14 protein-coding genes are annotated in these 17,678 nt (G+C 63.7%); 4 read left to right on the forward strand and 10 right to left on the reverse strand.

What is annotated here, in order from left to right; translation table 11 throughout:
* Positions 1 to 2 precede the first annotated feature (2 nt).
* The 8 genes from ABIA90_RS24395 to ABIA90_RS24430 all read right to left on the reverse strand — a co-directional run bounded on the left by ABIA90_RS24395 (position 3) and on the right by ABIA90_RS24430 (position 10,057).
* Positions 3 to 1,217: a sialidase family protein gene (locus ABIA90_RS24395; protein WP_354119869.1), complete on the reverse strand. Its 1,215-nt coding sequence runs from the start codon at positions 1,215 to 1,217 to the stop codon at positions 3 to 5.
* Entirely contained in the window at positions 1,214 to 2,641 is a 1,428-nt protein-coding gene (locus tag ABIA90_RS24400; RefSeq protein ID WP_166088480.1) for a sodium:solute symporter family protein, read from the reverse strand. Before ABIA90_RS24400 ends, ABIA90_RS24395 begins: the two co-directional genes overlap by 4 nt.
* 293 nt (positions 2,642 to 2,934) lie before the next feature.
* On the reverse strand, positions 2,935 to 4,083 hold the full coding sequence (locus ABIA90_RS24405) for an amidohydrolase (RefSeq protein ID WP_085404523.1): 1,149 nt from the start codon (positions 4,081 to 4,083) through the stop codon (positions 2,935 to 2,937).
* A 229-nt stretch (positions 4,084 to 4,312) separates the two neighbouring features.
* Positions 4,313 to 5,401, reverse strand: a complete 1,089-nt coding sequence (locus ABIA90_RS24410; RefSeq protein WP_063986583.1) for a mandelate racemase/muconate lactonizing enzyme family protein — start codon at positions 5,399 to 5,401, stop codon at positions 4,313 to 4,315.
* Between the two features lie 163 nt (positions 5,402 to 5,564).
* The gene (locus ABIA90_RS24415) at positions 5,565 to 6,326 is read right to left on the reverse strand and encodes an alpha/beta fold hydrolase (RefSeq protein ID WP_354119868.1); all 762 of its coding nucleotides are present in this window, start codon (positions 6,324 to 6,326) and stop codon (positions 5,565 to 5,567) included.
* A gap of 90 nt (positions 6,327 to 6,416) precedes the next feature.
* Entirely contained in the window at positions 6,417 to 7,610 is a 1,194-nt protein-coding gene (locus tag ABIA90_RS24420; protein WP_354119867.1) for a M20/M25/M40 family metallo-hydrolase, read from the reverse strand.
* 179 nt (positions 7,611 to 7,789) lie between these two features.
* Positions 7,790 to 8,554, reverse strand: coding sequence for an outer membrane protein (locus ABIA90_RS24425; protein ID WP_354119866.1), 765 nt, complete (start codon positions 8,552 to 8,554; stop codon positions 7,790 to 7,792).
* A gap of 258 nt (positions 8,555 to 8,812) precedes the next feature.
* Complete coding sequence (locus ABIA90_RS24430) at positions 8,813 to 10,057, reverse strand: MFS transporter (RefSeq protein ID WP_354119865.1); 1,245 nt, start codon at positions 10,055 to 10,057, stop codon at positions 8,813 to 8,815.
* A gap of 58 nt (positions 10,058 to 10,115) precedes the next feature.
* On the opposite strand from ABIA90_RS24430, the gene ABIA90_RS24435 reads away from it, so the two are divergent.
* From ABIA90_RS24435 to ABIA90_RS24445, 3 genes are all read left to right on the forward strand, one after another.
* Positions 10,116 to 10,583: a hypothetical protein gene (locus tag ABIA90_RS24435; protein ID WP_354119864.1), complete on the forward strand. Its 468-nt coding sequence runs from the start codon at positions 10,116 to 10,118 to the stop codon at positions 10,581 to 10,583.
* Between the two features lie 310 nt (positions 10,584 to 10,893).
* Positions 10,894 to 12,129: an efflux RND transporter periplasmic adaptor subunit gene (locus tag ABIA90_RS24440; protein WP_354119863.1), complete on the forward strand. Its 1,236-nt coding sequence runs from the start codon at positions 10,894 to 10,896 to the stop codon at positions 12,127 to 12,129.
* A gap of 1 nt (position 12,130) precedes the next feature.
* Positions 12,131 to 15,313 carry an efflux RND transporter permease subunit gene (locus ABIA90_RS24445; RefSeq protein WP_354119862.1) on the forward strand — a complete coding sequence of 1,061 codons (3,183 nt, stop codon included), beginning with the start codon at positions 12,131 to 12,133 and terminating at the stop codon, positions 15,311 to 15,313.
* Positions 15,314 to 15,742: 429 nt separating this feature from the next.
* Here the strand turns inward: ABIA90_RS24445 and ABIA90_RS24450 are convergent, their stop codons facing one another.
* Together ABIA90_RS24450 and ABIA90_RS24455 are read right to left on the reverse strand one after the other, a co-directional pair.
* Positions 15,743 to 16,174 (reverse strand): LysR substrate-binding domain-containing protein, encoded by a 432-nt coding sequence (locus ABIA90_RS24450; protein WP_354119861.1) that lies wholly within the window; start codon positions 16,172 to 16,174, stop codon positions 15,743 to 15,745.
* Positions 16,161 to 16,676 carry an HlyD family secretion protein gene (locus ABIA90_RS24455; protein WP_502916652.1) on the reverse strand — a complete coding sequence of 172 codons (516 nt, stop codon included), beginning with the start codon at positions 16,674 to 16,676 and terminating at the stop codon, positions 16,161 to 16,163. The genes ABIA90_RS24450 and ABIA90_RS24455 overlap by 14 nt, the downstream gene beginning before the upstream one ends.
* 448 nt (positions 16,677 to 17,124) lie before the next feature.
* Here ABIA90_RS24455 and ABIA90_RS24460 point away from each other — a divergent pair, with 448 nt between their 5' ends.
* Positions 17,125 to 17,643, forward strand: coding sequence for a hypothetical protein (locus ABIA90_RS24460; RefSeq protein ID WP_085404515.1), 519 nt, complete (start codon positions 17,125 to 17,127; stop codon positions 17,641 to 17,643).
* Positions 17,644 to 17,678: the final 35 nt, after the last annotated feature.

Below are 17,678 nucleotides of genomic sequence, written 5' to 3' on the forward strand. Positions count from 1 at the left end.
CCTCAGCCCCGCGTGGTGCGCTTCACCCATGGCTCGGTCACGCGCACATATTTGATCGCGCGGCGATGGAAGGTGAAGGCCATGTGGATCGCCCCGTCGGCGGTCTCCTTGACCGAAGGATAGGACAGTTCGCGATTGGTCTGATCGCGTGAATTGTTGGTCATGCAAAAGCCGTCACCGGTTTCGACGTTGCGCTTGCTCCACGTCCGCCCGCCGTCGCCGGTGACGGCCAGCGTCATCGGCGCCCGCGGCGCGCCCCAGAACGCGGTGCGTTCATCCGTTCTTTTGCCGTCGCCGGCGAGCACCGGCGGCAAATCGTCCTCGATCTCGTCATAGAGCGAGAGGCGGCGCCCGGTCGCATCCCTGGCGCTGGAGTCGTTGAAGACCAGCGCGAGATGACCGTTGCCGAGCCGCGTGACCTGGATCGAGGAGTTGTTGTTGGGCAGCACGGTCCGGACCGGCGCCGACCAGGTGCGGCCGTGATCGGTGGACCGGCTCTGATAGATGTTGTCCGCCCAGCGGCTGCGGTAAAGGGCAATCAGCGAGCCGTCGTCGAGGCGCGCGATGCACATATGCACGCAGCCGCGGCTGCCGGGGACGTCGACGTCGCGCCAGGTCGCGCCGGAATCGGACGAGATCTTCACCGCGCTGGTGTCCTCGTCGCCGTTCCACTTCCGTCCCGGCGTGCTGTGGCAATAGAACACGGGCAGCAGCCAGTCGCCATTGTCGAGCACGACGATCGGCTGCCGGATGAAGGTGCCGCGGCCGCGCTGCTCGGGAAACAGCGTCTCGATTGGGCCCCAGCTCCTGCCGTTGTCGCGGGAAAGGCGGCGGCGGATCAGCGCGGTGTCCTGGTTGCCCGCCAGCTGCGCCGTCCACATCAGCCACAGCGTGCCGTCAGGTGCGGGAAACAGCACCGGGTTCTGCTCCGAACGTCCCTTGTCGTCGGACAGCTTTTCGGCGGGAGACCACTGTGTCGCGCCGCGCGCGAGGCGCGAAAAATAGACCGAGATGTCCGACATGCCCTCCTGCGTGCCGCCGAACCAGACGCAGGCCAGATCGCCGTTCGCGAGCGGCATCAGATTGGCGGCGTGGTTCTGCACGCAAGGCGAGGGAATGAAAGCGTCGGACCGGTCGGGATCGCCGGCGGCCGGGCGAACGACGCCGTCGGCGGCGATCCCGATGTCGGTGGTCACGATCCCGGTATCGATGATCATGTCGAAGTCCTTTCCATCAATGCATTTGGCTGCGGCGTCGTGGCGGCGGCCGGAGCGCGGCCCATCACCAGGCGCTCGACCGCCATCACCACCAGCGGTGTCGCGGCCGCGACATACATGTTGTCGATGCCGAAGGGGTTTCCGAGCATGTACCAGGCCGTCGTCGAGATCGCGGCGCCGATCAGGCCCGCGGTGGCGCCGCGGTTGCTGGCAAACAGCGGCAGATAGAATCCCATCATCGCGATGATGGTGATCGACAGGCGCAGCGCGCGCGTGAAGAACGACAGCTTGAGGATTTCCGGGATGAAGAAGACGAAGACCAGCGGCGCGATGCCGATTGCCACCGAGAACAGGCGGGTCATCTTCAGCTCCCGTTCCGGCGTCGGCTTCCAGTAGGGGACGTAGAAGTCGCGCACCACCAGCGAGGCGATCGCGAGCGCTACCGTGCAGACGCTGACGAAGATCGAGGCGACGAGCGAGGTCGTCACGAAAGCCGAGGCCAGCGGGGGCATCTTCTCCAAAAACACCGGCAGCGCGTAGAGGCTGTTCATGTCGGGATAGAGGAATTTCGCCGCGACGCCGATCAGGGCGAGCAGGAATCCGAGCGGCAGGCAGAACGCCGCCGCATAGAAGGTGGCCCTGCGCGCGTCGTCGGCGCTCGGCGTCGAGGAGATCGCCTGCACGATGAACTGGGTCGAGAAGATCGCGCCGACGGTGCCGAAGGTCCAGGCGAAGATGGTCGCAAAGCCGATCTTGCCGTCCCAGCTGAAGTAATAGGCGGGCAGCTTGGCCTGGATCGGCGCGATGCCGCCGGTCAGCGACATCGCAACCGAGAATATGATGACGATACCGACGACCTTGATGGCGCTGTGCAGGATCGTCACCCAGGCGACGCCCTTCAGCCCGCCGAACACGTAGTAGAAGGTGCTGACCACGGCGATGATGCACATCGCAACAGGCATGCTGACATGCAGTGCGGTGGCGATTGCGGCCGCGCCGCTCACATAGTTGCCGACGTTCACGAGCAGCAGCGCGTAGATCATGATCACCGACACCGTGAGCATGGTCGACTTGCCGTATTTCTGCGCGATCGCCGCCGAGATGGTGTATTCGCCGGAACTGTAGAGCTTCTTCACCATCAGGAACCCGAACAGCAGGAAGCCGATCGAGGCGCCGAGCACGGCCCACCCCGCCGCTATGCCCGACTGAAACGCTTCCTGCGCCGTGCCGACGGTCGATTTGGCGCCGACGAATTCGGACATCATCAGCACGCCGACGACCACCGCCGGCATCGCGCGTGCGCCCGTCATGAACTGATCGCTGGTCCTGCTGCGCAGCCTGAACGTGAGCCAGGACGTGAAGGCGATGTAGGCGACGATCATCGCGACGATGAGCGTGCTGTCGCCATTGAGGATGGCTTGCATCGATGACGTTTCCTCTGGTGGTGCGGATGCGGCGTTGTGAGCCCGCTTGGTCCCGCTGCAGTTTGTTCGGAATGCGAACAATTGTTCTTTAATTTCATTATTCCTGCCCGCACGTCCCGCGTCAAGCGCGCGCAGCGGTGCGGTGCTGCAACGCGCCCGGTCGGGCAGTCATCGCCGCTGCATGTTCAAAGGGTTGCAGGCCAAAGAAAAAGTGTCGGTGGGACAGTGCGGCGGGACGGTCGGCGCACGGCCGACGTCATGCGCAGGGAATCCGAGGTCCTGCCGTTCCGGGGTCAGTTCGACTTCAGCGCCACCTTGGCGACCTCGGCCATCCAGCTCGAGGCGACCGGCAAAATCGCGTCGTTGAAATCGTAGCGCGGGCCGTGCAGCTCGGCGCCGTCGCGCAATTCACCGTTGCCGATCCAGGCGAAGGCGCCGGGGCACTGCTTGAGGAAGAAGGCGAAATCCTCGCCGGCCATGCTCGGCGCGAGATCGCGTCGCACCTCGGTCTGCACCCTCTCCGCGGCAAGGCGCGCCAGGCCCGCCTCGGCAGGCGTGTTGACCACCACGCCGACGCCCATGACGATTTCGGGCGTGACCTTGACGCCGAAGGTCGTTGCAATGCCTGCGCAGACCTCTCCGATCCGCGCCAGGATGACGTCCTTCACCGCGTCGCGATGATACCGCAACGTGCCGCCGATGGTGACGCGTCCCGCGATCTGGTTGCGCGCCGTGCCGCCTTCGAGCGTACACAGCGAGAGCACGGCGGTGTCGAGCGGATCGATGCTGCGCGACACGACCGATTGCAGCGCCACGATCAGGTGTCCCGCCGCCATGACGGGATCGCGGGTCAGATGCGGCATGCCGGCATGTCCGGCATGGCCGTCGATCGTGATGCTGACGCGTCCGCCGGAGGCCATCACGACGCCGTCGTGGACCGCGATGGTGCCGGCTGCGAGCCCCGGCCAGTTGTGGAAGCCGAACACCCGCGTCATCGGAAAGCGGTCGAACAGGCCCGCCCCGACCATCGCGCGCGCGCCGCCAAGGCCTTCCTCGGCCGGCTGGAAGATGAAGTCGACGGTGCCGCTCCAGCCGGTGTCGGCCACCAGCAGCGCGGCCGCGCCGAGCAGCGAGGCGGTGTGCCCGTCATGACCGCAGGCATGCATCACGCCTGATGTCGTCGAGGCGTAGGGCAGGCCGGTGTCCTCGGTGATCGGCAGCGCATCCATGTCGGCGCGCAGGCCGACGCGGCCCTGCGCCGCCCCTCGCGTCAGCGTCGCAACGACGCCGTGGCCGCCGATGCCCGCTTCGAAGGGAATGCCGAGCTCGGTGAGCTTCTCCTGCACGAAGGCCGAGGTGGCCTTCTCGTGGAGGCCCAGTTCCGGGTGCGCATGCAGATGCCGGCGCCACTGGGTCAGTTTCTGGTGCAGCTCGGGGGGCAAGGCGGGGATCTTTCGTAAGGAGGGCCGGCTAATGCCAGCATAGCCGAATATTGAGCCGACCCGTCAAGCGCCTGCGAGTGTCTCGCGTGCAGCAACATCGTCATGGCCGGGCATAGCCGTCCGAAGGACGGCGTCGCTTCCGCTCGCCATAGCCGTCCGAAGGACGGCGTCGCTTCCGCTCGCCTATGACCCGGCCATCCACGTCTTGCTTCGGCCATGACGGATTGCCCTACGGCGAGAGCTTCGCCAGTCCTTTCCAGTCGAAGCTGATGCCATGGCCCGGCCGGTCCGGCGCCAGCGCCTTGCCGTCCGCGAGCACCAGCGGGTGCTCGATATACTTGTCCAGCCCGAAACCATGCGCTTCCAGATACGAGCGGTTCGGGCAGGCCGCGAGCAAATGCACCGTGATGTCGTGCGCGCCGTGGCTGGTGACCGGGAGATTGAACGCCTCCGCGAGCCGCGCGATCTTCATGAACGCACTCACGCCGCCGCAATTGGTGACGTCAGGCTCGGGGTAGGATACCGCGCCGGCGACGATGTAGTTCTTGAACTCCCACAGCGAGCGCAAATTCTCGCCGGCCGCGATCGGCACGCCGCCGGCCTGCATGATGCGGGCATGGCCCGCGACGTCGTCGGGGATAACAGGCTCCTCGAGCCAGGTGAGGTCGTAGGGGACGAATGCGCGGGCGGCGCGGATCGCGTCCTCCACCGTCCATTTCATGTTGGCGTCCGCCATCAGCGGAAAGCCGTCGCCGAGATGTTTGCGCATGGCCGCGACGCGCGCGACGTCGGATTTGAGATCGGGCCGGCCGACCTTCATTTTGATGGCGCAAAAGCCCTTGGCGAGATTGCCGTCGGTCTGCGCGAGCAGCGCCTCGACGGAGAGATCGAGGTCGATGCCGCCGGCATAGCAAGGCACGTGCGCATCGAAGCCGCCGAGCAGGCGGAACAGCGGCAATTTCGCGCGCCGCGCCTTCAGGTCCCACAACGCGATGTCGAGCGCGGACAGCGCCAAGACCGCCGGTCCGCCGCGCCCGCCATAATGCAGGCCCCACCAGACGTGATGCCAGATCGCCTCGGTGTCGTCGGCCTCGCGTCCCTCCACGAGCGGCGGAATCTCGCGTTTGAGGATGTCCGCAGTCGCCCCGCCATTGCGCCCGACCGTGTAGGTGTAGCCGACGCCTTCGGCGCCGTCGGCATCGCGGATGCGGCAGGTGATCAGCTCGAACGCCGCGATCTCGCCATGCGTTGAGTCGGACAGCGTGACGGGGAGGGGAATCCGGTAGAATCCGGTCTCGATTGTCGAGATGCGTGCCATGTTTCCTTCCTGCTTTTCCTTGCAGGCTAGGCCGGCAGGCATCGGCGGGCAACCGCGGGCGATGCAGGGCAGTTCTGTAGGATGGGTAGAGCGCAGCGAAACCCATCATCTTCATGATCGCGGCGATGGGTTTCGCTGCGCTCTCCCCATCCTGCGGACGACGTCATGCGAAGAAACGACGCAGCTCCGCCGCGACGCGAATTGGGTCGCCTTCGTTGTCTGCGGCGATGTGTCCGGCGCCCTTGAATTCAACGCGCGTCGCGTTCGGCAGGATCGCAGCGAGAGCATCGAGAGCGGTGGCGAGATAGCCCTGGCTCCGATCGCCGCCAAGCAGCAGCGTTTCCGTGCTCAAGCTCCTGAAGCAGTCAAGATCGCCGGCTTTCTCCGCAATCAGCTCGATGTCGTAGTGGACCGTGGGGATGAGCGTGGCCAGAGGCGGCCCGTTGCCAACGGCCGCGTTGGGACGGAGCCGCATCAACATGGCGAAGAACGATTTAAGGACAGGCGCAGGGAGCCTTGTCATGATCTCGTTGTCGCCGGTGCCTTTGAGCACGGCAACAAGGGCGCCCGGCAGATCCCCCTTCGCCAGGGCCGCCTCATAGCCAGCGGCCCAGTAGCGCGGCTGGACCCCGCCGAATTCGAGCGGCGGCTCGTAAAGCGTGAGGCGCGCGATCGCCGGATTGGCGAGCGCGGTGTGCATGGCAACCAAGGCTCCGGCGCTCAATGCAAACACATTTCGTGCGCCCGTCTCGGCGAGAAGCCGGCCGAGATCATCGATCTCGGTCGCCATGCAGTGGTCGGGCCGGAACGGTCCGCTCAGACCACGACCGCGCCGGTCCGGGATGAGAATGGTGAAGCGGTCGGCCAGCGCTGCGCCAAGGTCAGTAAAGCTCGCTGCGCTCTGCAGCGCGCCATGGAGCAGCACCAGTCCGGGGCCTGAGCCCAGTTGCCGATATCCAATGACGGTGCCGTCATTGGCGACAAATGATCTCTCCGAGCTCACGCGCGACGCGCCTCAGCGCATCGTCGCGAGCTGCACGGCCAGCGCGCAGGCGCGGTCGTATTCGTCGAGATTGATCCACTCGTCGATCGTGTGCGCCTCGTTCTGGCCGGCGCCGAAGGTCACGGTGGGAACGCCGTGGCGGACCATCCAGTTGGCATCGAGGCCGCCATTGGCGGTGCGGACGTTCGGGGTGCCGCCGACCGCGGACACTGCCTCGACCGCCCGTTTGACGACGGGAAGGTTGTCCTTCATGCGGAACGGAAAATAGTCAGTCTCGGCCTTGAACTTGACCTTGCCGGATTTGCCCTGCGCGTTCGTCACCTTCTTGGCGGCCTTCTCGAACGCGGCCTTGTAGGCCTTGGTGATCTCCTTGAAGAACTTTCCGTCGTGGCTGCGGCTCTCGCCGCGCACATGGACGTAGTCGGTGACGACGTTGGTGGCATCGCCCGCCGGGCGGCCCTCGCCGCCGGTGACGGGGCCGACATTGCTGGTGCCTTGGCTCTTGCCCTTCACCACCTTGCCGAACCAGCCGCCGGCCTTCACCTCGGCGAGCGCGAGCGCCATGATCATGGTCGAGGAGATGCCGCGCTCCGGTGCAACGCCGGCATGCGAGGCGCGGCCGAAGATCTCGACATTCCAGCGGTCCGCGCCGACGGCGCCGATGATGACGTTGGAGGCCGAGCCGCCGTCATAGTTGAAGGCCATCGCCGGCGAGCCGAGCTCGTCGAGCTTGACGTGGCGCGCGCCGTAGAGCCCGCTCTCCTCGCGCACGCAGAACAGCAGCGTGATCGGGGGATGATCGAGCTTCTGCTTGGCGAGCTCGGCAGCCAGCGTCACCAGCACGCCGCAGCCGCAGCGATTGTCGCCGCCGAGCGCGGTCTTGGCCTCGTTGACGATTCTGCGGCCGGATTTCTTCGGCTTAGCGCCGGCGCACAGCGGCACGGTGTCCATGTGGGTCATGAACATGATGCGCGGCTGGTTATGCAGCGCGCCGCGGCCGGGCAGGTCGACGATCAGGTTGCCGGTCTCGGTCGGGACGGGAATGCGGGTGTTGGCATCGTCGAGCCGGATCGCCTTGGCCGGCACGCCGCTTTCCTTCAGCGCGGCGGTGAGCTCACGCCCGATCGCCGCCTCCTGTCCGGTGACGCCCTCGACGGAGAGGAAGCGCATGAGGCGGTCGGTGGCGGCTTTGGTATCGACAGGCATGAGATGGTCCTTTGATGCACGGTACGCGTCAGCATCCTTCGCTGCGCCGTGTTTCGCAAGGCCTCTCGGACAGTCCGGTGAGTTTTAGGGCGGGGCAGGGACGACCGCATCAAAGCCACGGCGGCTGCATGCGGCGGCGCGCCGAACACGACGCGCCGCCGACGCTTTCGGCACACCAATCAGTATCGCGCGACGAGCGGGGCGACAGCCGTGTTGAATCGCCAATTCACGCCGAGCATGACGGTTTGCATGTTCTGCCGGACGCTGGCCGGGAAGAAGGGAGTGCCGGCGCAGCCGGGATTGCCGGAGCAGTTCAGGGTGTAGCCGTTCGTGCCAAAGTCGAAATAATTGTATTCGGCCTTCAACGACAGGTTTGGCAGCAGCGCATATTCGAGGCCGGCACCGACGACGAATCCCGTCACATCGCGCGAACCCTTGAAATCAGCCGTGAATCCGGCGAAATCGGTCTCCGTCATCTGATGGTTGAAGTGGGCGAAGGCGGCGCCGCCCTTGGCGTAGAACAGCACGCGATCGAAGGCGTAGCCGATGCGGCCTGTCGCGGTGGCGACGCGATCGAGCCGGGTCGTCAGCTGGAAGCCGAAGCCGCCGCCCGGAGTCAGTGTCGTGGCGGTATCCTTCATGTCGGCCCAATCGAACTGGCCTTCGATGCCGACCACCAGGGAGCCGACCTGATAGTCGCAGCCGCCCTGCACACCGGCGAGCCAGCCGCTGTTGTGATCGGCATTGAACGTCGTCCCGGCGATGGGCTGCTGCTCGTTGACCCCGCGGCCGCCGCCGCCATTGCCGCCGACATAGCAACCGGTCCAGGAGAAGGCCGGGGCCGCAGGCGCAGCCTTGTACGGCATCGACACGTCCGCCGCCATGGCCGAGGTCAACGTCGAAACGGCCAGCGCAATGGCGCTGAAAAGGGTTTTGGTGGTCATGCGAGGATCTTCCTTCAACTAACGGCAATGGCGCCTGAGGCGCATCGTGCGTGTCGGCATCGCACAGGCCAGCGACTTCATCTGGTGAGTTGTCCGACTTCGCGATCCGGTCACAATATCCGGCGAGTCACGCGGCGGCTGTAACCACCGGGTCACAGTGGAAATAACGGCCACTGCAGGTTGCGACTGTTCACAGAGGCTGGCGCGACAGGAAGAATCGGGAGCATCCGCTGCGCCACGCTGTCGTGCGAGGCTGCTTCACGCAGTGCGCGTATAGGCCAGGAAGATCAGCGCGCCCAGAAGTAGCGCCGCCGCCATGAACAGCAGCACCGCCGGCAGCCCCGCGAACGCCGCCACCGCGCCCGTCATCGACTGCATCAGGGCGGCGCCGAGGAAGAAGGCGAGGTTGATCGCCGCGAGCGCCTTGCCCGCGGTTTGCGCATCGACCAGCTGCCGCGACATGCCGAACAGCAGCGGCTGGGCGGAGGTCGCAAGGCCGATGAGCACGAACAGCACGAGATCATATTGCGGCGGCATCACGGGAACGCCGAACAGGATCGAGACCGCATAATGCGGCGCCCCCAGCGCCATCAGCGCCAGCAGCAGCGCGCCGACCATATGCGTGCCCGCCACCAGCTCACGGCGGCGACTGAGCCTGCGGTCGATCATGCCGATGCACAGCGGACCTGCGATCATCGCCAGCGTGAACGCGCCGAGCTGGTTGCCGGCCTCGACCCGAGTCAGTCCCTTGATCTCCATCAGCCAAGGTCCGCCCCACAGGCCGCGCAGCACCAGCGAGGTCGCAAGCGACACCAGCGCCAGCGCGATCAGGCCACGCAGGGGGCGCGAGAGTCCGAGCCTGAGCACCTCGATCATCTGCGACAGCGGCGAGGACTCGTCCTTGTGCTCGGCCGGCTGCCTCGGCACCAGCAAGAACACCGCGAGCGCGACGAGGACGCCGCCGAGCGCGGAGATCCAGAATCCGGCGCGCCAGCCGTAATGATCGACCACGAAGGCGAGCGGGCTCGACGACAGCAGCATGCCGATATTGCCGATCGAGAGGATCGCGCCGGACCACAGCCCGAACCGCGCCGCCGACAATTGCTTGGCCGCCAGCGTCATCGGGCACATCAGCATGCCTGACGTCGCGATGCCGAGCATCACCTGCCCGACCGCAAAACTTTCCGGCCCCGTCGCGAATCCCGACGCGATGGCGCCGATCACAGTTCCCATAAGCAGGCTCAGCGACACCGGCCGCACGCCAAAGCGATCCATCGCCGCGCCGACCGGAATCTGCGCAGCGGCAAAAGCAAAGGGATAGACCGAGGTGAGGCTCGCCAGCGCCTGCGGCTCCATGTGGAAATCCGCCGCCATCAGGTCGAGGCTGACGGCGGGAATGGTGCGCAGCAAGGTCGAGAGCATGTGCCCGCAGGCGAGCGCAAGCAGCGCAAAGATCAGCGCGCGGGTGCTATCTCCCGCGTTATCAGTGGCAACCGCACTCATCAGCGTCCCGTCCCGGCGAGGGTTTCGGCCGGGTTACACGATTGGCGGGACGGTGCCAATGGGGTCTTCCGGACCTTCGTTCCTCGTTGAAGGCAAGCCGGACATCGCTGACATCCGTGCGAACGCCGGTTGGCCGACACGCTTGCCGCTGAAACTGCGATTCGTCGTTACATCGTCAGTTGATGACGAGCACTGTTCAATTCCTGCATTCCGATTTGTCGAAGCAAAGGTTCGATTGCTCGAGTCTGGAAAAGTCCTCTGTTGCGATGAATACGAGAAGTCCGAGCAGAACCATTGCCGCGATGTTGGAACGCATGCTGGGGCGGTTCTCGACAGCTGGGCGATGGTGTTCGAACTTCGAGAGGTCGAGCATGCGCAAGATGTTGTCGGGCCGTGCATCATCAACCGGATCTCTGCCGCCTCCCGATCGCGTTCGAAACGGTACGACATTTCCCCGGTGGTTCGGTTGATCAGCCTTCATCCCGCGCCTCGTTCCCATCAAGCAGCGCTTGCTGAGTTTCAATGATAAGGCCTGACTTGAGGCGAGCGATCCTGAAATTCGCGATCGCCGGCGCAATTCAGCGTGATGCCGCGGTGACCTCTCACGTCTCTCCATTTCGTTTCTGTTTGTTTCTGCCTGTCCTTCGTTGGACGGCTTTGATCGAGCGACTGCGTTTTGCGGCGAGCGAACATGAAAATTTGTACAGATTTTCGCACGCGATCGTCATTTTGACGCTGGGATTTTGTCCGCGATACTTCCAATCCGAGGCGGCGGTTTCACCTGCAATCAGTCGGGTCACCCGTAGGCAGGTACAAACAGTTAGAGGGCCATCAATTTGTCAACGCGACCGAAGCTCAGCGTTGCGCTGTTTGGAATCCTTGCAATAGCCGCGGTGGCCTATGGCGTATGGTATGAGCTCCTCGGGGGCGTCAAGCCAGCCGCAGCGGCCGCCCAAAGCGCTGCCAGTCAGGCCGCGGCGAAGATTCCCGTCACCTCGTTCGTAGTGAAGAAGGCCGACTTTCCCGTGCGCGCCTACGGTCTCGGAGTCGTCTCGCCGTTCAAGACGGTGACGGTCAAGAGCCGCGTCGACGGTCAGATCATCAAGGTGTTCTTCAAACAGGGGCAGATGGTGAAGGAGGGCGATCCACTTCTGGAGATCGATCAACGCCCCTTTACCGCGGCTCTCGAGCAGGCAGTGGCGAAGAAGGCCCAGGACGAGGCCAATCTGAGGAACGACCGGTTGAACCTGGAGCGCTTTCAGAAGCTCGCGAAGCAGCAATTCGAGACCCAGCAAAATCTAGATACCCAGCAGGCCCTGGTCGATCAGATGATCGCGCAGGTGAAGGGCGACGAGGCCGCCATCGACAATGCGCAGACCAATCTCGGCTACACCTCGATCAAGGCGCCGATCAGCGGACGAACGGGTTTCCGGCTGGTTGACCCCGGCAACATCGTGCATGCCGCGGATACGACGGGGATCGTCACCATCGCCCAGCTTCAGCCGATCGCCGTGCAGTTCACGGAGCCTGAAGAGCAATTGCAGGCCATCGACAAGGCCTTTGACGCCGGTGAGGTGCCCGTCGAGGCGCTGACCTCGGACGGAACCAGGACACTGTCGCAAGGCAGGCTCGTGGTCATGGACAATTCGGTGAACCAGGCCACCGGGACCATCAGCCTGAAAGCGCGCTTCGACAACAAGGACAATGCGCTGTGGCCCGGCCTGTCGGTCACCACGCGGATGCTGATCGATACGCGCAAGGACGTCATCGTCGTGCCGCAGGATGGCGTGCAGCACGGGCCGTCGGGTCTGTTCGCCTACGTGATAGGCGACAATGGCAAGGTCAGCGCGAGGCCGATCAAGGTCAGTCAGAGCGGCGATGCAAATGCCGTGGTCTCCGAAGGGCTGAACGTCGGAGACAGGATCGTGGTGGCCGGACAGTCACGCCTGTTCGATGGCGCGTTGGTCGAGGAAGCGCCTGCGGCTGCGCCGATGGCGGATGCAAGCGCCACTGCCACTCAGGCCACGAGCGGAACCAAGAGCGGAACCAAGACCACCGGATCGGCTGACTGACATGGCTGGCGGTATCTCGGCTCCCTTCATTCGCCTCCCCATCGCGACGTCGCTGCTGATGGTCGGCATCGTCTTCGTCGGGATCATCGCCTACCCGCAATTGCCGGTGGCGCCGCTGCCGGAAGTCGACTTCCCCACCATCCAGGTCTCCGCCAACCTTCCGGGCGCGGATCCGGAAACGATGGCGTCATCGGTGGCGCAACCGCTTGAATCGCAATTTGCGCTCATTCCCGGCGTTTCGGAGATGACGTCGCAGAGCCAGACCAGCTCGACCCAGATCGTTCTGCAGTTCGATCTCTCGCGCAACATCGATGGCGCCGGCTCCGACGTGCTCGCCGCCATCAATGCGGCGAGCGGGCAATTGCCCAAGAACATGCCGACCCCGCCGACCTACCGAAAGGTCAATCCGGCCGACTCACCCATTCTCACGCTCGGTGCCACCTCGACGACGCTGCCGATGACGCAGGTGTCCGACGAGACCTACACCAAGCTCGCGCAGGCGATCAGCCATATCAGCGGCGTCGGCCAGGTCAGTGTCGGTGGACAGCAGGCGCCGTCGATCCGTGTCCAGATCGATCCCGCCAAGCTGGTCGCCAAGGGCCTGTCGCTGGAGGACGTGCGCACCCCGCTCTCGGTGATCACCGTCAACAATCCCAAGGGAACCCTTAACGGCGACACCCGCACTTACACCGTCTATGCCAACGACCAGTTCACCAAGGCCGAGGCCTGGAACGACATCGTTATCGCCTATCGGAACGGCAGTCCCGTCCGTGTCGGCGACATCGGCCATGCCGTGAGTGCACCGCTGGACAATACCCAGTACGGCTGGGTTGACGGCAAGCCCGGCGTCTTCCTGGTCATCTTCAAGCAGCCGGGCGCCAACGTCATCGACACCGTCGACAGCGTCATGAAGCAGCTGCCGCACCTGCAGGCGGGTATCTCGCCGGCCATCAAGGTCTCGGTGCTATCGGACCGCACGCAGACGATCCGCGCGGCGGTGAAGGACGTGCAGTTCACGCTGCTGCTGACGATCGGCCTCGTCGTGATGGTGATCTTCGTCTTCCTGCGCAGCGTCTGGGCCACCATCATTCCGTCGATCACGGTGCCGCTTGCGTTGCTGGGCGCCTGCGCGCTGATGTGGATCGCCGGCTACAGCCTCGATAATCTGTCCCTGATGGCGCTCACCATCGCGGTCGGCTTCGTGGTCGACGATGCCATCGTGATGCTGGAGAACATCACCCGCTACATCGAGGAGGGCGAGACGCCGATGGCCGCCGCGCTCAAGGGCGCGAGCGAAATCGGGTTCACGATCATCTCGATCTCCGTTTCGCTGATCGCGGTCTTGATTCCGCTATTGCTGATGAGCGGCATCATCGGCCGCCTGTTCCGCGAATTTTCGGTGACGCTCGCGATGACGATCGCCGTGTCGGCCCTGGTATCGCTGACGTTGACGCCGATGATGGCGTCGCGCTTCCTCAAATCGCACGACGAGGAGCATCACGGCAGGCTCTATATGCTCAGCGAGCGGATGTTCCAGGCCCTCGTGAACGGCTACGAGCGCGGCCTCGACCTCGTGCTGCGTTTCCGCTTCATCACCTTGATGGTGTTCTTCGCGACGATCGCGCTGACGGTCTATCTCTTCGTGATCATCCCCAAAGGGTTCTTTCCGCAGCAGGATACCGGGCTGATCACCGGAATCGTCGAAACGTCGCAGGACGTGTCGATCGCCGATATGGCGAAGCACATGCAGGAGATCGGCGCGATCGTGCTGAAGGACCCTGCGATCGACCACATGGCGATGCGGATGGGCGGAAGCGGCAATACGCTCAACGACGGCACGATGTACATTACGTTGAAGCCGCGGGATGAACGCACCGACTCGGCTGACCAGGTCATCCGTCGTCTGCAGGTCCAGACGGCGAAGGTCCAGGGCGCGCGGCTCTACCTCCAGTCGGCGCAGGACGTACGTGTCGGCGGCCGGGCCTCCCGGACGCAATTTCAGTTCACGCTGCAGTCGACCGATATGGACCAGCTCAACACATGGGCCCCGAAGCTGCTCGCGAAGATGAAGGAGATGCCCGAGCTTCGCGACGTCGCGTCCGACCAGCAGACGTCGGGCACGACGCTGACGCTGTCGATCGACCGCAATCAGGCCGCTCGTTTCGGGATCACGCCCGACGTGATCGACGCGACCCTGTATGACGCATTCGGGCAGCGGGAAATCGCGACTTATTTCACCCAATTGTCCACCTACTATGTCGTCCTCGAGGTGCTGCCCTCGCTCCAGAAGAATCCGTCCACGCTGGAGCAGATCTACCTCCGCTCACCGACGACGGGGGGAGAGGTGCCGCTGTCGGCGTTCACCAAGTGGACCACGGCTCCGGTGCGGCCGTTGGCCATCAATCACCAGGGCCAGTTTCCCGCGGTGACGATCTCCTTCAATCTCGCGCCCAACGTCGCGCTCGGCCAGGCGACGCAGGCGATCGACGCGATGGAAAAGCAGATGAACGTGCCGGCCGCGATCACCTCGACTTTCGCAGGCACGGCGAAGGCATTCCAGGAGTCTCTCTCCTCCGTGCCTTTGCTGATCGTGGCGGCGCTGATCGTGGTCTATCTCATTCTCGGCGTGCTCTACGAGAGCTACATTCACCCCTTGACGATCCTGTCGACCCTGCCGTCGGCCGGTGTCGGTGCTCTGGCGACGCTCCTCATCTTCCATTTCGACTTCAGTTTGATCGGGTTGATCGGCCTCGTCCTGCTGATCGGCATCGTCAAGAAGAACGGCATCATGCTGGTCGACTTCGCGATCGCGGCGGAGCGGGATCAGGGCCTGTCGCCGGTTGAGGCCATTCGCCGGGCCTGCCTGCTGCGCTTCCGTCCGATTCTGATGACCACGATGGCGGCGGTGCTCGGCGGCGTGCCGCTGATGCTCGGCCACGGGACCGGTTCGGAGCTGCGTCAACCGCTCGGCTACGCCATGGTCGGCGGTCTCTTGGTCAGCCAGGTCCTGACGCTCTTCACCACGCCGGTTGTCTATCTTTATCTGGACCGTGTCTCGCAATGGTTCAGTCCGAAACCACACGCAGGAAGCGATCCTCAGGAAGAGGACGTTGTCGACGACGGCGATCTGGACGTCGTCGAAAAGCTGGACCCGAAGAAATCAAGGGTCTTTGCGGCGGAGTGACTGTTTGACATCCGCGCCGACGACGGCGAGCGCGGCGCGTCCGGCTGAATCCGTCGAAAATGACCGCGCCCTCGACCACGCCTCGCACCATCGCCTCTCGACCTTTGGGCGTCAAAGGCGCATTCTTGTGGACGTTCATCTGGTCTCTCCTTGGAATACTGAAGCTTCGCAACCTCGGCTTCCTCGGTTCAGAGCAGATGGAAAACCTCCTGAGAGACCAAACCTAGCCCACCGCAAACGAGAAACTCGATCGCAGTCATTCTATCTGCCACCGCTAATTTCCCGCTGCCGGACATCTGGCTCATGTATGCATGGCCAACGTGCGGCGGCTAACCATGCGCAAATTCGGACTGGTTGTACCTGATTTTCGTGATTGTCGGACCGTTTGACGATCAGCATTTCAGCTTCCGTCTGACTGTCTCCCCTGCATCACGCCACCGCCTGGGCAATGAAGTTGCGGACGATCTTCGAGGTCTCGCCACGCCGGAACGCCAGAGCCAAGCGCACGATTGGAGCGTCCCCTTTGACCTCACGATAGGTGACGCCGGTTACATGAAGCTGGCGCATTGCCGCCGGCACGAGCGAAAAGCCAAGCTCAGCTGCCACCAGGCTGACGACAGAGCTGATCTGCGGCGCGGACTGCCCGAGGGTCGGCTCGAAGCCCGCCCGCCGACAGGCCGCGATGACTGTGTCAACCCAGGCCGATCCGCGCGGCGTCAGAATGAGCGGATCCCCCTTCAGCCTGATAAGATCGATTTCAGTCGACTTCGCCACCGGATGGCTTGCGGGCAATACGACGAGCATCGGCTCGTTGGAGAGACGCCGAAACTGTAGATCGTCCTCGCCCTCAGGCGTTTCCATCGACGATCGCAACCGCTGCCTGGCTCGTGGAAACCATGTCGCCAGTTTGAATGGCAAGATGCGTCACGAAACCATCAACGGGCGCCACGACTTTGGTGCGGCCCAAGCGCCATTCGGCGAGAAGACGTGCAGCGTGGGCCGATGAGACGGCAGCCTTATCCAGGCTGAGAGTCTCGTTCTCCTTCTGCAAGGCAGCTTCGGCAGCATGTTGCTGGGCCGCGCTTTGCTCCTCGGTGGTACGAGTCGTGTCGAGGGCCTGCGCGGAGATCGTACCGGACTGGGCAAGCGGCGTGTCACGGCGGAGGTTTGCCGCGGCGAGCCTCTCGGCAGCACCCGCCGCTTCCTTCTGCGCCTGCAGAACCTGCAACTGCGCCCGGTCGACCGGCAGCTGAGCCTCAGTTCGCGCCTCCTCCGCGCGCGCTTGCACTGCGGCCAATCTGAACGGAACCGGATCGATGGTAAAGAGGAGGGTTCCCCGCTTCACCCATTCGTTGTCTTTCACAAGAACCGCTGCGATCGGACCCGTAACTTCCGGCGTGATCGACAGCCCAGCGCACAGTGGCCGATGCCATCATGTCGGGGCCGCGGGTAGCATTCCTGCAATGCTACCGTTGAGCCGTTAAACTGCAAGGATACGCCCACCAATCGATTATGTCCGTTCCCGGCCGGTAGCTGACCTCCGCGTCGGGCACCGCAATGACCGGCTTAGCGGAAAGAGGCCTTGTCCGACAAAGCGCTGTCAAAAAAGATTGATGGGCGAAATCGCTTGCAGCCAAGCCGAATACTAGACGATCGGTCTAATTTATGGCACCTCGGAAAGGCGCGGTGAAATCAGCTTTGGTTGGGGCTCGGTCGCTACCGAGCGCTGACTGGTTGATGAGGGAATCTTCAACAAACATCGTCCGACCATATCTTCATGGTTGGGTGGATTTCAGCATGAGAGGTCACGCATGTTTCGCAGTATCGCGCTTGGAATGATGATCACTCTCGCAATGGCTCTAACCGCGCCGGTGGCCATTGCGCAGCAAAAGCACCACGTCAGCTATGATACGCCGGCAACTCAGACGGTATACACCCAACAACACGTCATCGACGTTGGCGACATTCCGGGACATCAAGCTCGGCTCTTCGAAATTCGGCGGACCTATGGTGACGATGCCCCCCTCATCAACGGATCGAGGTTGAAGGAGCAGTGGACACGCGGCATGTCGGACTACATCGACAACAACGGTCCGGCTCTCATCTACAACGTTTGGATACTGGAGAACGGGGAGAAGTTTTTTGTCAGGACATCTCTGGTCGCTCAAAGCAGTGGAGATGGGAAACTTACGAACATGACATCGGGCGTCATTACCGGTGGCACGGGTAGCCTCGCCAGAATGCGTGGCATCATCAGCAGTCATGGCCCGTCCGAGCCGAAGGCCGGCACCAATGCAAATCAGACGGACATCGACTATTGGATGGAGTGAGAAGGCCTTCGCGATAGGCGATGGAGCGGTGAAAA

The organism is Bradyrhizobium sp. LA6.8, assembly GCF_040547935.1.
GTDB classification, from domain to species: Bacteria; Pseudomonadota; Alphaproteobacteria; order Rhizobiales; family Xanthobacteraceae; genus Bradyrhizobium; species Bradyrhizobium barranii.